Source organism: Ureibacillus sp. GCM10028918 (assembly GCF_042666115.1).
Classification (GTDB): Bacteria; Bacillota; Bacilli; order Bacillales_A; family Planococcaceae; genus Ureibacillus.
In genome coordinates this window covers 946,176-961,264 of the sequence record NZ_JBHTFK010000005.1, presented here as the reverse complement: position 1 = coordinate 961,264, position 15,089 = coordinate 946,176, and the positions used below count along the sequence as shown (strand labels likewise).

The following is a 15,089-nucleotide window of genomic DNA, read 5'->3' as shown; positions in this document are numbered from 1 at the left end:
TTTCAAAAGACCTAGTTGTTGCAATTTTCATGCATGTAAAAGGATATTTCCTTGGTTTTGCTATGTAATTGGTAAAATGTAATGGACAGACGCTAAATATTTATCCGATCCTAGTTTGAATTGAGCAAATAGTCGACAAAATATGATAAAGTGAGTTCAATTAATCCCTCTGATGTGGTATGCATTAGGCAACTCTCAAGAAAATTTTAAATGAGTAAATAAGGGTTACAAGTTTTGAAAATATGAATTGAAGGTGAAATAAATGAGATTTGATGAAACTTATGCAGGAAATGTATTTATTAAAAGCCATCCCAATTATGAAGAGTCAAAAGCGGTTCTTTATGGAATGCCAATGGACTGGACAGTAAGCTATCGTCCTGGTTCTCGTTTTGGCCCGGCTCGTATTCGAGAGGTGTCAATTGGATTAGAAGAATACAGCTTATATTTAGATCGTGAATTAGATGATGTGAAATTCTTTGATGCGGGGGATATCCCACTTCCATTTGGAAATCCAGAGAAGTCATTGAAAGAAATTAAAGAGTTTGTAAAAAAAGTAGTAGCTGCGGGCAAAGTGCCGGTTGGTATGGGAGGAGAACATTTAGTATCCCTGCCTGTAATGGAAGCCGTATATGAAAAATATAATGATTTAGCAATTATTCATTTTGATGCGCATACAGACTTGCGAACAGATTACGAAGGTGAGCCATATTCTCATGCGACACCTATTCGTAAAATCGCAGATCAAATCGGCCCAAAAAATGTTTATTCATTTGGGATCCGTTCAGGGTTAAAAGAGGAATTCGAATGGGCTAAAGAGAACGGCATGCACATTTCACCATTTGAAGTGTTGGAGCCACTTAAAAAAGTGTTGCCAACGTTAGCTGGTCGCAATGTATATGTAACAATCGATATCGACGTTTTAGACCCAGCCCACGCACCAGGAACTGGCACAGTGGATTGCGGAGGGATCACGTCAAAAGAACTTTTAGCCTCCATCCATGAAATTGCTCGCAGCGGCGTAAATGTAGTAGGGTTCGACCTAGTAGAAGTAGCCCCTATATACGATCATTCCGAAATGACAGTCAACACAGCAGCAAAATTACTTAGAGAGATGATTTTAGGCTGGGTGAAATAACAGTTCATATACAAGTTCCTCTAAGTTCTGCGCCGAAAGCTTGCGACAGGCGCAAACACAGCAGCAAAATTACTAAGAGAAATGATTTTAGGCTGGGTGGAATAACAAAATAGTATAAAAAACATAGAAAATTTCTTTACATTTTCTATGCTTTTTTTTATGTTTAAATCGACAGAAATTTCCTGCAAAAATAATATTTACTATAGAGGTGCACTAGATGAGTTTAGAATTTGAAAAAGAAAATTTCGATCGACTATTCGAAGAAGCCTTTGAACAAAAATCTGAAGAAATAAATGAACAACTCAACAGAAAAATCTTAATATCCATGGTAGGGGATGTGAATTCAGGGAAATCGTCCACTATAAATAAATTAATGGATAAAGACTTGGCTAGTGTTGGTGCTCAACCAGGTGAAACAGTTCAAATCCAAAAATATGCCTATAAAGAAAATATCGTTTTTGTAGATACGCCTGGCCTGGATGATGTAGTAGAAGAAAACTCAGAGGTCACAATTAAATATTATCAACAGTCAGATGTTGTCCTATTCTTTTTAAATGCTGCCGGTACAGTCTTATCTGATAATGAATTAAAAAACTTTAGGAAAATCGAAAAGATTACAAGCGATATTATCATTGTCCTAAACAAAATTGATGCAGCAGATGATGTGCCGAACTTAGTAAAATATATAGAAGAGCATACCAATTACAACCACCCAGTAGTACCTATTTCCTCGAGAACCGGGGAGAACATAGGAATGTTGCAATCAAAATTGTTGGAAGTCCTGGAAAAAAAGTCCAAAGATGTCCTTATGGCACAAAATTTAAAAGATAAAAGTTCAATTGCGAATAAGTGGATTTTGGCTGCTGGTGCCTCTTCAGCGGCTGTTGGGGCATCGCCAATACCAGGCTCGGATTTTATTCCATTAACAGGAATACAAGTAGGATTGATGATTAAACTTTCTACACTTTATGAAAAACCTGTATCAAAAGAAAATGCCAAAGAACTAATCATCGCTACGGTTGTTGGAAATATCGGGAAGACGATTTTCCGCCAAATTGTGAAATTTATCCCCGCTGCCGGTTCGATCGTTGGTGCAAGTGTAGCGGGTGCTACTACAGTCGCATTAGGTTATGCTGTAAAATACATGCATGAGCATAATATAGAATTAAAAGCAGAACAATTAAAATCTATTTATGAGATGTTCCTGAAAAAAGAAAAAGACAATCCAAGTATTTAATTTTCAATCCAAAGGCATAGGTGCTTTTGGATTTTTTTATAATTTCCTCATAGTTATGGTATGATTGAACTTTGATTAGGCTTTAATATATAATATAAAGGTTATAGTAATGAGAGTCTGGAGTGACCACAGTATGAATAATGCTGAAACGAAAGTGAAAATAAAATTGAATTCCACAATTCTTCCGATTGATGGAGATAAAGAAAACTACGAAATGTGGTTAGACGGTTCATTAGTAAAAAAATCCGGTAAAACCTATCTACGTTATGTAGAACAACTTGAGGAAAAAGAAATCCGTACAACAGTCAAAATGGGTAGCGAACAAGCCTTGATATTACGTGGTGGCGGCGTGAAAATGCGCCTGCCATTCAACACAATACAAGAAGAGATAGGGGAATACGATTCACAGTTTGGATCATTGCCAATCGTAACGAAAACCCGACATTTATCCTATGATTATAAAGAAGGCCAAATCCTGAGTGGAAAATTTAACGTCCAGTACGATCTCATTTTAAGCGGTCAAGCTGTTGGAAAATATACATTGGAAATACACTATTCGGAGGTACAATAATGAATGCAGTAGAACAATTGCAACAAGCAATTAAAGACGCCTTGCAAGCGGCAGTTGAAAAATCAGGTTTAGTAGAAGCAGGGACACACCTGAATATCCATTTAGAAACACCTAAGGATAAAGCGAATGGTGACTTTGCGACGAACCTAGCAATGCAGTTAACAAAGTTAGCCAAAAAACCACCACGCGCCATTGCAGAAAGCATTTTAGAAAACATTGAAACAGAGGGCACTGAAATTGAAAAATTAGAAATTGCCGGCCCAGGCTTTATTAACATTACGGTGCGTAAAGCATTCCTTGCCGATGTTGTAAAAGCAGTAAAAGAACAAGGTGAAAACTATGGTCGCTCTACAGCTGGCAATGGCGAAAAAGTCCAAGTCGAGTTTGTATCAGCAAACCCAACAGGTGACCTGCACTTAGGACATGCTCGTGGGGCTGCATTCGGTGATTCATTATGTAACGTATTAGACTTTGCAGGGTTTGACGTATCCCGCGAATATTATATCAACGATGCGGGTAATCAAATTAACAATCTGGCTCATTCATTGGAAGCTCGCTACAAACAGGCTTTAGGAATGGATGCAGCTATGCCGGAAGACGGCTACCATGGTCAAGATATTATTACGATTGCTGGTAAATTAGCTGATGAATTCGGAGGAGCAATCCTTGAAAAGTCAGATGAGGAACGCTTCGAATTCTTCCGTGAGCATGGGTTGAAATTAGAATTGGACAAATTAAAAAATGACCTAGCAAACTTCCGTGTGAATTTTGATGTTTGGTATTCAGAAACATCTTTATACAAGAACGGCAAAATCGAAGTAGCTTTAAACAAACTAAAAGAAAACGGTCATGTGTTTGAAGAAGAGGGAGCAACTTGGTTCCGTTCAACTACATTCGGTGACGATAAAGACCGTGTATTAATTAAATCAGAGGGTTCATTCACTTATTTAACGCCGGACATTGCATACCATGAAGATAAAATTCAACGCGGCTTTGAAAAGCTAATCAATATCTGGGGTGCCGACCACCACGGCTATATTCCACGTATGAAGGCAGCAATTCAAGCACTTGGATACGACCGAGATAAATTAGAAGTAGAAGTTATCCAAATGGTGCAGCTTTATAAAAACGGTGAAAAATACAAAATGAGTAAACGTACCGGGAATGCTGTTACGATGCGTGATTTAGTTGAAGAAGTGGGCTTGGATGCAGTACGTTACTACTTTGTAAAAACTGCTTGTGATTCACATATGGACTTCGACTTAGACTTGGCAGTATCACAATCAAATGAAAACCCTGTTTACTATGCACAATATGCTCATGCACGTATTTGCTCAATTATCCGTTCTGCAGATGAGCAAGGATTCAAGACTTCATTAGATCATCTAGATTTATTAACGGCAGAAAAAGAAGAGGACGTACTGAAAAAAGTAGGTGCATTCCCTCAAGTAGTAGCAGAGGCGGCAAAACACCGTACACCACACCGTGTTGCCAACTACATTCAAGACTTGGCAGCTGCATTCCACAGCTTCTACAACGCTGAAAAAGTGCTTAACCCTGATAACAAAGAGTTAACTGAAGCACGTCTGGCATTAATCAACGCCGTTCGTGTGACACTAGCAAACGCATTACGTTTAATCGGAGTAGCAGCTCCTGAAAAAATGTAATAATATGTGATTTCAATTAAACCAGTCCCTTAGAAAATAGGGGGCTGGTTTTTTCTTGAGAGTATTTAAAGAGGGGGCTAAACAGTGAGTTAGTAAGAGTAACGCGTAGCTTTTCAATTCTTAGGTTGATGAATGCCGCTCCATTAAATCTAGTACGTTTCTATACGCACAAATGTGGATATATAGAAACTGACTATCTTTCAACCTATTTCCGAGGGACCTAGTTTCATAGGAAAAGGTATGATAAGGTTTGCATAGACTGCTAAAGGAGATGAACCTTATGAATAAAAAGTATACTGCGTACTTAGCTACCATTGCTGCAGCGGCAGTCATATCGGTTCCGGCAGCCGATGCAAAATCATTGGATTTTTCGGATTTATCGCCAACAAACTCGCATTTTGAAGCCATTCAAGCATTATATAATCGAGGGGTGCTCAATGGTTTTCCTGATGGGACTTTTAAACCGAATCAATTATTAACAAGAGAACAAGCAGCAATTATATTAACAAAAGCTTTAAACATTGATGCTTCCTCTTATACAAAACAGATTTTTGCCGACGTGGATTCAACTTCACCATCTTTTAAGGAAATTAATGCTTTATATGAACGAGGAGTAATTAGAGGTTATCAGGATCATACCTTTAAACCGGGAAAATCATTAACAAGAGCCGAAATGGCAATCATCCTTGTAAATGCGTTTGAAATCCGGCTTCCTTCTACTATCACATATCCTTTTAAAGATGTTAGTTCATCGTCCGGGTTCCGTCATTATATACAAGCGTTATATAATGCTCGCGTTACAACAGGAACAAGCACGACAACATTTTCGCCCAATGAACCCGTGAAAAGAGCTGAAATGGCCTCTTTTGTTGTACGAGCCGAATCGTATGACCAAGCACCGGATGTTGAAAATGGTTTCGCCCAACAAGTTGTAGAATATACGAATAAAGAAAGGGCGAAATACGGATTGCAACCATTGGAAATCTATCAACCAATAATGAATTCAGCGCAAATTAAATCGGATGATATGTCCAAAAATAATTATTTTAGTCACAATAGTCCTACCTATGGCACGCCATTTGAATTAATGACATCTCTTGGTATTTCATACAGAGCTGCCGGTGAAAATATTGCGAAGGGGCAACGGACAGCACAGGAAGTTGTAGAAGCCTGGATGAATTCCGAGGGCCATCGAGCCAATATATTAAACTCCAACTTTACTCATATCGGGGTAGGATACGCGCAGAACGGGAATTATTGGACGCAACAATTTATTCGTCCATAGGCTAAGATTTCTATATTTATATTTCATTGAAGAGAGCTATTATTGCTCTCTTTTTTTTGAACGCTCGCATGTATCGAGCTGCTTGTATTCGAGTTCGATGTTTTCACATGAACACATAGATATTATGAAGAAATTGGTTTGCTTCGTCCCCGTATAGATGGTATTAAAAAAGTAATGCGCCATAATATAGTTGGTTTAATAGAAAATTGGTAAATAACGGAATCGTTCATGCTAAAGTTTTATACATCCTTTTCCAAAAATAAAGTATAATAGAAAGAAAGAAATTCAAAAGTAGTAAAGGTCTTTTTGCAAGATTTGCAAAAAGAGTAAAAGGGAAGTTGGTGCAAATCCAACGCTGTCCCGCAACTGTAAATGGGAGTGGCCCTAAAATCCACTGTTGCAAGAGACTTGTAATGGGAAGGAAGGGAACACAATGACCATAAGCCAGGAGACCTGCCTTTATGAAAAAGAGATTCAAACCTTACGAGGATAAGGGGAGTACAAAACGTGTAATTTTTTTCAATTACTAAACCGTCTCCCTTTATGTCTAGGGAGACTTTTTATTTTGCTTCATAATGTGGCTGAATGATGCAAAAAATATACTTGGTAACACATAGGTGAAACAATGAACTACAAAATGGATACAACTTCTACTAAAAAATATAATAATGTAAAGAATAGTCTTGAGGTAACTTTGTGAAAAAAAGAATGCTGTTTGCTTATAGTTCATCGATCGTTATTTTATTGGCAAGCATTTGGCTCGGCGTTTCAATTGGTTCAGCAGATATCCCACTTTCAACCTTATGGGATAAGGAAACGAATCCAAGTGCTTACAGTATATTATGGGGCATTCGAATGCCCCGTGTAGTTTTGGCAGGTCTTGTTGGGGCTTCACTGGCAATTGCTGGGGCTGCGTTTCAGGGATTGCTTAAAAACCCTTTAGCTGATCCATATACACTTGGTATTTCTTCTGGTGCCTCTGTTGGAGCCGTTGCGACGATTTTCTTTGGTCTTTCGATACCTATCATAGGCGTATACACTCTGCCGTTGATTGGTATGGTGGGGGCATTCATTACGATGATTCTTGTATTATCCTTTGCAAGAATAATCGATCGCTCCATGAAAATGGAAACACTTATTTTGACAGGTGTTATTTTTAGTTCCTTTTTAGGGTCTTGTATTTCGTTAATGATTGCACTTACTGGACAACAGTTGCGTGAAATTACAAGTTGGCTTCTTGGGAGTGTATCCATGCGAGGATGGCCATATGTCCAAATGATTTTGCCGTTTGTCGTGATTGGAGTCATCCTTTTATGGCTCAATCGCCGCGAATTAAATGCCATGATGTATGGTGATGAACGGGCACAAGCTTTAGGAGTAAACGTAAAAAAGCGAAAGTATGCAATTCTTGCTGGAGGTTCGATGCTTACTGGAGCGGCAGTGGCGGTTTCGGGTACTATTGGGTTTGTTGGATTAGTTGTCCCACATATGACGCGCATGCTTTGGGGAACGGATCACCGCCATTTATTGACGTTATCATTCTTAAATGGTGCGAGTCTTTTGATACTTTGTGATCTCGTTTCAAGGACAATCATCACGCCCTCAGAATTACCGATTGGTGTCATTACATCCTTTATCGGGGCACCTGTCTTTTCGTATATCTTCTTTAAACAGCGAAGAAGTAGGGGGTGAAAATATGCTAAAGGTTCACAATATTTCAGGTGGTTATGGTGCAACACCAATCCTATCAGATATTTCATTTGAAGTGGAGAAAGGCAGGATGGTTGGGATATTAGGGCCGAACGGATGCGGAAAATCCACATTACTAAAGGTAATCAGTGGCATCATGAGTCCCACTTTTGGAACCGTCATTATAGATGGCGTGGATATAAATGATTATTCAACCCGCGAGTTAGCTAGAAAAATGACCATACTCCCGCAATTACATGCAACAGCGTTTTCAAGTACTGTTCGTGACACTGTATCGATTGGACGGTATCCACATCAATCGGGCTTTTTCTCAAGTTGGAGAGCTGAAGATGAACGTGCAGTAAAAAAAGCTATGCAGTTGACGGATATTGAAAAATATGAAAACCATTATTTGGAGTTTTTATCAGGTGGCGAACAGCAAAGAGTTTTCATCGCACAAGCTTTGGCACAGGCCTCAAGTTTACTGTTGCTTGATGAACCGACCAATCATCTCGATATTGCACATCAAAAGCAAATTTTAGATATGATACAGAGAGAAGTCACTGAAAATAAACTAACCGTAGTTTCCGTTTTCCACGATATTAACTTGGCGTCACTCTATTGTGATGAAATACTTTTAATGGAAAATGGAAAAGTGAAAGCTTTCGGTGCTCCACATGAGGTATTACTCGAAGAGCAAATTAAGGATGTTTATAATACCCGGATTTCGATACAAGCACATCCAGAGCAACCAAAGCCACAAATGACCATTTTACCGGAATTGCAGAATCAGTCTGAAGAGAAAGTGGTAAAATTGGATCAAATAAAAATTAAACAGGAATATGTTGAATTTAAATCCCATTATCCTTTAAGAGTGCTATCTTCAGCGGTACATAACGCAGGGATGGGATGGTATGCGAACTTCATGAACCGGACAGTACAACCCGATTATGATATTGAACATGTTAAAGAAGAATATCTCCAGTACTTAGTCAGTAAAGGCTTTTCACCAACAAATACGGTCGGCATGATGACTGCTGTTGATACGAAAAAGGCTGTTATAAAGAAATATGAGATGCCCTTTGGCGAAGTATTCGTTGTAGTAACGGCGGGGGTCGGGAATGCAATCGATGTTTCCCAAAGCTATAAACGCAACAACTTCTTTCAAGTAGGAACGATTAATACATGGGTAATCATTAATGGCAAATTATCCGATGAAGCCTTTGTGCAAGCAATGATGACAGCAACAGAAAGCAAGTCGAAGGCATTGCACCATGAAGAGGTGTATGATTATATTTCGAACACACTTGCGACCGGTACGCCAACAGATAGTCTACTCATTGCTGCAACGCAACAAGGGGAGTTCATGCAATACGGTGGTCCCATTACAGAGGTAGGTCAAGTAATTGGGAGAGGTGTTTTTGAGGCGACCGTAGAAGCAATTCAAATTTATCGAAAAGGGGACAGATAATATGAAACTTTACACAAAAACAGGGGATAAAGGCAAAACAAGCTTAATGGGTGGGCGCGTTAGTAAGGATGATTTGCGAGTAGAGGCATACGGCACAATTGATGAACTAAATTCTTTTATCGGCAAGGCTGTAACCGAATTAGATCCAGCAGTGTTCAAGGATCTACTAGAAGACCTTGAAACTATTCAGCATGAGCTATTCGATTGCGGTGGCGATTTAGCGAATGTCATGAAGGAAAGAAAATATACATTGCAAGAATCGTCTATTGACGCATTGGAAAAAAGAATCGATTCCCTGTCAGATGAAGCCCCGCCATTAAAGAGATTTATATTGCCGGGTGGTACGCCTGCAGCTGCAACGCTTCATATTGCTCGGACTGTAACACGGAGAGCTGAACGACGGACTGTTACATTAATGAACGAAGTTGAAGATGTTCCAGCCATTGTACAAAAATATTTAAATCGCTTATCTGATTATTTCTTCGCTGCCGCTCGTGTCATAAACTTCCGTTCGAACGTTAAGGATATCGAGTACATTCGTGGCGGGGATGTATTTAAATAAAAATGAGAAAACAATCCTAAGAAACAGGATTGTTTTTTTATTACCTAATAATCTTTTTTCCGATTGAATGAGCGATCAATAATACAGGAACCAGCAACAAAATAAATGGCAAGCAAATAAAAATTAACTTCCAAGTAATGATGTCATATTTTAGTAATGTCCCATACAAAAGTAGACTGTATGGAATGAGCAGGATTACTGAAGTAAAGGAACCGGGAGTATAGGTTCTCAAAAAAATAGATTGACCGATGTGCATAAAAGCGTGAAGGAAAAAGGTTAATGTTACTACAGCAAAAAATGCGATACTTCCAAAAGGTTTTTCATGTAAATATTGATTTGCCATGATTGTTGAACTACTTACAAATAAGAAAATAATCAGGACAGCGACAGAAAATTGCGCAGTTGACATAGAAAGCTGATTGATAATGCCAGCTGCAACTTTTTTCGGTAATTTTTTATAAAGCAGGGAAGAATTTTTTTGAATCCATTTTTCTGCGAAGATAATCTCCTCAAAATCATGAAACATAAAGATAATAGGAAAAAGCCAAATTAACGTTTGTACCTCAAACCAGCCACCCATATTTACACTCCTAATTATAAAATTAAACAGTTGTATTTCCATTTCGTATTGTTTGTTTTACTTATATGAAGAGAGGATGCGCATTGTAGCGAAAAAATACATTATTAACAAACTATCAACATTTTATTAGAAATATTCAAACAATACGTTGACTGAATGCTCATTCATATTTACAATAGACATAAAACCGAGGGTTCTTGAATTTACTAATATTATAGAATATTTTAAGACTTCTCAAAAATCATTTCAAACAAAGGGGAAAATAAGGCAAAAGGGGGAGAAGAAATGAATGGATTGCTTATAGCGAATTGGGTGTTATTTGGAGCAGTTGTCTTATACGCATTAGGATTATTCTTTTATTTAGTGAAAACACGTTATGAATTTATTCAACTTGGCAGAAAAGAAGAGTTTGAGTTAAAGCTGAAAGAACGTCTTGGAGATTTAGCAGAAAAAGTTTTTGGACAATCCAAGCTATTAAAAGATAAAAAGATGGGCTTAGTACATGTCGCCTTTTTCTACGGATTTTTGTTAGTTCAATTAGGGGCGATAGATTTAATTTGGAAGGGACTAGCCCCGGATTCACATTTGCCGCTTGGTGGATTATATCCTGTATTTACTTTCTTCCAGGAAATTGTCGTATTAGTTATATTAGTAGCTGTGGCGGTCGCGTTTTACCGCCGTTATATGGAAAAGCTTGTTCGACTTAAACGAGGTTTTAAAAATGGTTTAGTCTATTTGTTTTTAGGTGTTTTAATGTTTGCTACTTTAATAGGCAACGGAATGGCGCTTATATGGCATGGACATGCTTTCACGCTAGCTGAACCAGTTGCATCGAGTATTGCTTGGGCTTTCCAATGGATGTCGCCAACAGCAGCAGCGGTCGTATTTTTTGTCATGTGGTGGGCACATTTGGCAGCATTGTTAGCATTCCTTGTTTATATTCCACAAGGAAAGCACTTCCACTTAATAACGGGTACGATCAATGCCGTTGTAAACAGGCAAGATCGTATTGGAACACTTCGTCCCATCGACTTTGCTGCATTAGAAGAAGCTGAGGATGAAGCCGATATGCCAGCTCTTGGTGTCGGTAAAATTACTGACTTCACTCAAAAGCAAATGCTCGATTTATATGCTTGTGTGGAATGTGGGCGCTGTACGAATATGTGTCCAGCAACAGGAACAGGGAAAATGCTTTCTCCTATGGACTTGATCGTTAAGCTGCGAGACCACTTAACATTTACAGGGGCGGTCACTACAAAGCAGAAGCCTTGGGTACCTGCTTTTGCATTTAGTAATACACAGGGCAATCAACTAGCGATGGCGGCTGGGGCAGAAGGTGCTGTTATTGAAGATATCTATAGTCCTTCGTTAATCGGGGATGTCATCACAGAAGAAGAGATCTGGGCATGTACAACTTGCCGTAATTGTGAAGACCAATGTCCAGTAATGAATGAGCATGTTGACAAAATTATAGACCTGCGTCGCTATTTAACAATGACTGAAGGGAAAGTTAATTCCGACGCACAGCGCGCCATGAATAATATTGAACGTCAAGGAAATCCTTGGGGCCTTAACCGTAAAGAAAAAGAAAACTGGCGTGAAATGGAGTCATCTATTTCGATTCCTACGGTGAAGGAAGCGAAGAAATCTGGTGAAGGTTTTGAGTATCTATTCTGGGTTGGTTCAATGGGGTCATTTGATAGCCGGTCCCAAAAAATCGCTCTATCCTTTGCCCGTTTAATGAATGAAGCAGGTGTGAAATTTGCGATTTTAGGAAATAAAGAGAAAAACTCTGGCGATACACCTCGCCGATTAGGAAATGAGTTTTTGTTCCAAGAGCTTGCTACAGCAAACATTGAGGAGTTCGTGAAAAATGACGTGACGAAAATTGTGACGATCGACCCTCATGCATACAACATCTTTAAAAATGAGTACAAGGATTTTGGATGGGAAGGGGAAGTGTACCATCATACCGAGTTACTATACGATTTGGTAAATGAAGGGAAGTTAACCTTGAATTATCGAGTAGAAGAAACAATTGTCTTCCATGATTCATGTTACTTAGGCCGCTACAATGATGTATATGATGCACCACGTGAAATACTGAAAGCCATTCCAGGAGTGAACCTCGTTGAGATGGAACGTAACCGTGAAAAAGCAATGTGCTGTGGAGCCGGTGGTGGCTTAATGTGGATGGAAGAACATGTAGGAAACCGCATCAATGTGGCACGAACAGAACAAGCATTAGCAACAAATGCATCCGTAATCTCTTCCGGCTGTCCGTACTGCTTAACAATGCTATCTGATGGAACAAAAGCAAAAGAAGTAGAAGAATCTGTTGGAACATATGACATCGCCGAACTATTGGAACGTTCTGTATTCGGTGAAAAAGTGGTTGAAGTGGTTGAGGAAGACGTAGTAGAAGTTTAAGTGTGAAATTGACTTTATTCGACAAGAAATGTGCATTTAATATGATATTAGCTCTTAAGACAGAAAAAATATTAATATCAGAAAAGTTGAAATTGATTATCAGTTCAATATTCTATAAAATATAGATAGATGTAAAAAGGGAGTTCTAAGTGGCTCCCCTTTTTATTAAATATAAACTGAGCGAGCGTTCAGTCGATACAATGTTGTCGATTATGTTGGAGCGCGATTGTAGTAGGAAGAAAGGAATTAGTTACAATCAACAACATTAGCGCCTTAAAAGGGAAGTTTAATACACTGTAAGAAAAACTCGAAAACAAAGGGGATGTAGATTTGAGTAGAACAGTTATTTTAGAAGGAGCAAGAACACCGTTTGGCAAGTTTGGGGGAACACTTTCGGCATTGACTGCAAGTGACTTGGGAGGAAATGCCATTAAAGCCGCATTAGAGAGAGCAAATGTTACAGCGGAAGAAGTGAATGAGGTCATCATGGGGACAGTGCTTCAAGCTGGGCAGGGACAAATTCCTTCACGGCAAGCTGCACAAAAAGCAGGAGTTCCTTATTCTGTAAAAACAGAGACCATTAATAAAGTATGTGCTTCTGGCTTGCGCAGTGTCACTTTAGCCGATCAGCTTATACGATTGGGAGATGAACAAGTGATTGTTGCAGGTGGCATGGAATCAATGTCCAATGCACCTTACTATTTACCAAATGGACGCTGGGGTCTTAGAATGGGCGATGCAAAATTAATAGATGGCATGGTGTATGATGGGTTATCCTGTGCATTCCATCCAAATAATGTGCACATGGGGACCTACGGAAATGAAACGGCCAATGCATTTGAACTTGCCAGAGAAACGCAGGATGAGTGGGCAGTAAGAAGTCATCAATTAGCAATCAAAGCGATGGAAGATGGGAAATTTGCAGAAGAAATTGCACCTATTGAAATTAAAGGAAGAAAAGGTGATGTTACGACAGTAGTGGAGGATGAAGCACCACGTAAAAACTCATCTTTGGAAGCGTTATCAAAACTAAAGCCTGCATTTGATAAAGATGGAACGATTACAGCCGGGAATGCACCAGGGATCAATGATGGAGCTTGTGCTCTTGTATTAATGAGTGAGGAAAGAGTAACCCTGGAAGGTCGCAAACCACTAGCTTATGTATTGGGGCATGCGGAAGTTGGCGTGGAACCTAAGGACTTTCCTCAGACACCAGGACTTGTGATTAACGAGTTGTTAAAGAAAACGAATAAATCCATTGAGGAAATCGACCTAATCGAAATCAATGAAGCCTTCGCTGCTGTGGCTCTTGTAAGCAATCAAATTGCAGGGATCGATTCTGAGAAAGTAAACGTAAATGGTGGCGCAGTTGCCCTCGGTCATCCAATTGGAGCATCAGGCGCGAGAATCATTTTAACATTAGCCTACGAGTTAAGACGCCGAGGTGGTGGCGTTGGTATAGCGGCAATTTGTTCAGGCGGTGGCCAAGGGGATGCCATACTGATTGAAGTACCGAAACCATAATTTCATAGTTTATTACGTTTCTAAAATCAAGTTCAAACATGTTCAAACAAAAGACAGGGGATGAGTGAGTAGTGACGATTCAAAAAATTATGGTTGTCGGTGCTGGACAAATGGGGTCAGGAATTGCTCAAGTCTGTGCACAAGCAGGCTTCGATGTAAAACTGAATGACATGAAGCAGGAGTTTTTCGATCGCGGGCTAGGGGTTATTACAAAAAATCTTGCTAGAGACGTAGAAAAAGGAAGAAAGACAGAAGAAGACAAAGAAGCGATATTGGGACGAATTACAATGTCACTTAGTTTGAAGGATGCATATGATGCAGATTTAGTCATTGAAGCGGCAACAGAAAATATGGATATTAAACAGTCGATCTTTAAAGAACTTGATGGCATCGCGCCAGAACATGCAATCTTAGCAACGAATACCTCATCTTTACCCATTACAGAAATCGCTGCTGTAACAAAACGTCCGGAACAAGTCATCGGCATGCATTTTATGAATCCTGTTCCAGTAATGAAGCTGGTTGAAATCATTCGTGGTCTTGCAACAAAGGATGAGGTTTACCAAGCTGTAGAAGAAATGACATTGAAATTATCAAAAACACCGGTAGAAGTGAATGATTTTCCTGGCTTTATCTCAAACCGTATTTTACTTCCAATGATTAATGAAGCGATTTATGCATTATATGAAGGGGTGGCGTCAAAAGAAGCCATTGATGATGTTATGAAGCTAGGAATGAATCATCCGATGGGGCCGTTGACGCTAGCTGATTTCATCGGCTTAGATACATGTCTTTCAATAATGGAAATCCTGCATGAAGGATTAGGTGATAGCAAATACCGGCCATGTCCGCTGCTTCGTAAATATGTGGCGGCTGGTTGGCTGGGAAGAAAAACGGGTCGTGGATTCTATGTGTACGAAGATTAACTAAGGGGGATT

At 39.3% G+C, this 15,089-nt stretch carries 12 protein-coding genes, 1 pseudogene and 1 riboswitch; of the genes and pseudogenes, 12 read left to right on the top strand and 1 reads right to left on the bottom strand.

The window, feature by feature from the left end; translation table 11 throughout:
- Nucleotides 1–262 precede the first annotated feature (262 nt).
- The 9 genes and pseudogenes from speB to ACFQU5_RS07660 all read left to right on the top strand — a co-directional run bounded on the left by speB (nt 263) and on the right by ACFQU5_RS07660 (nt 9,617).
- Nucleotides 263–1,135: an agmatinase gene (gene speB, locus ACFQU5_RS07700; RefSeq protein ID WP_390286383.1), complete on the top strand. Its 873-nt coding sequence runs from the start codon at nt 263–265 to the stop codon at nt 1,133–1,135.
- Nucleotides 1,136–1,352: 217 nt separating this feature from the next.
- On the top strand, nt 1,353–2,372 hold the full coding sequence (locus tag ACFQU5_RS07695) for a GTPase (protein WP_390286381.1): 1,020 nt from the start codon (nt 1,353–1,355) through the stop codon (nt 2,370–2,372).
- A 133-nt stretch (nt 2,373–2,505) separates the two neighbouring features.
- Nucleotides 2,506–2,943 carry a YwiB family protein gene (locus ACFQU5_RS07690; RefSeq protein ID WP_390286379.1) on the top strand — a complete coding sequence of 146 codons (438 nt, stop codon included), beginning with the start codon at nt 2,506–2,508 and terminating at the stop codon, nt 2,941–2,943.
- Nucleotides 2,943–4,610, top strand: coding sequence for an arginine--tRNA ligase (gene argS, locus ACFQU5_RS07685; RefSeq protein WP_390286377.1), 1,668 nt, complete (start codon nt 2,943–2,945; stop codon nt 4,608–4,610). Before ACFQU5_RS07690 ends, argS begins: the two co-directional genes overlap by 1 nt.
- 271 nt (nt 4,611–4,881) lie before the next feature.
- Nucleotides 4,882–5,277, top strand: a pseudogene (locus tag ACFQU5_RS07680) (S-layer homology domain-containing protein); the annotation flags it as partial.
- A 6-nt stretch (nt 5,278–5,283) separates the two neighbouring features.
- On the top strand, nt 5,284–5,895 hold the full coding sequence (locus ACFQU5_RS07675) for a CAP domain-containing protein (protein WP_390286558.1): 612 nt from the start codon (nt 5,284–5,286) through the stop codon (nt 5,893–5,895).
- Nucleotides 5,896–6,176: 281 nt separating this feature from the next.
- Nucleotides 6,177–6,370, top strand: a riboswitch (cobalamin riboswitch).
- A gap of 233 nt (nt 6,371–6,603) precedes the next feature.
- Nucleotides 6,604–7,587 (top strand): FecCD family ABC transporter permease, encoded by a 984-nt coding sequence (locus ACFQU5_RS07670; protein WP_390286556.1) that lies wholly within the window; start codon nt 6,604–6,606, stop codon nt 7,585–7,587.
- 4 nt (nt 7,588–7,591) lie between these two features.
- Complete coding sequence (locus ACFQU5_RS07665; protein ID WP_390286375.1) at nt 7,592–9,055, top strand: adenosylcobinamide amidohydrolase; 1,464 nt, start codon at nt 7,592–7,594, stop codon at nt 9,053–9,055.
- A 1-nt stretch (nt 9,056) separates the two neighbouring features.
- Nucleotides 9,057–9,617, top strand: coding sequence for a cob(I)yrinic acid a,c-diamide adenosyltransferase (locus ACFQU5_RS07660; protein WP_390286373.1), 561 nt, complete (start codon nt 9,057–9,059; stop codon nt 9,615–9,617).
- Between the two features lie 40 nt (nt 9,618–9,657).
- Here ACFQU5_RS07660 and ACFQU5_RS07655 read toward each other — a convergent pair whose 3' ends face one another.
- Entirely contained in the window at nt 9,658–10,197 is a 540-nt protein-coding gene (locus ACFQU5_RS07655; RefSeq protein WP_390286371.1) for an HXXEE domain-containing protein, read from the bottom strand.
- 285 nt (nt 10,198–10,482) lie between these two features.
- Here ACFQU5_RS07655 and ACFQU5_RS07650 point away from each other — a divergent pair, with 285 nt between their 5' ends.
- From ACFQU5_RS07650 to ACFQU5_RS07640, 3 genes are all read left to right on the top strand, one after another.
- Nucleotides 10,483–12,627, top strand: coding sequence for a (Fe-S)-binding protein (locus tag ACFQU5_RS07650; RefSeq protein WP_390286369.1), 2,145 nt, complete (start codon nt 10,483–10,485; stop codon nt 12,625–12,627).
- 330 nt (nt 12,628–12,957) lie between these two features.
- The gene (locus ACFQU5_RS07645; protein WP_390286367.1) at nt 12,958–14,151 is read left to right on the top strand and encodes an acetyl-CoA C-acetyltransferase; all 1,194 of its coding nucleotides are present in this window, start codon (nt 12,958–12,960) and stop codon (nt 14,149–14,151) included.
- Between the two features lie 71 nt (nt 14,152–14,222).
- The gene (locus tag ACFQU5_RS07640) at nt 14,223–15,077 is read left to right on the top strand and encodes a 3-hydroxybutyryl-CoA dehydrogenase (RefSeq protein ID WP_390286365.1); all 855 of its coding nucleotides are present in this window, start codon (nt 14,223–14,225) and stop codon (nt 15,075–15,077) included.
- Nucleotides 15,078–15,089: the final 12 nt, after the last annotated feature.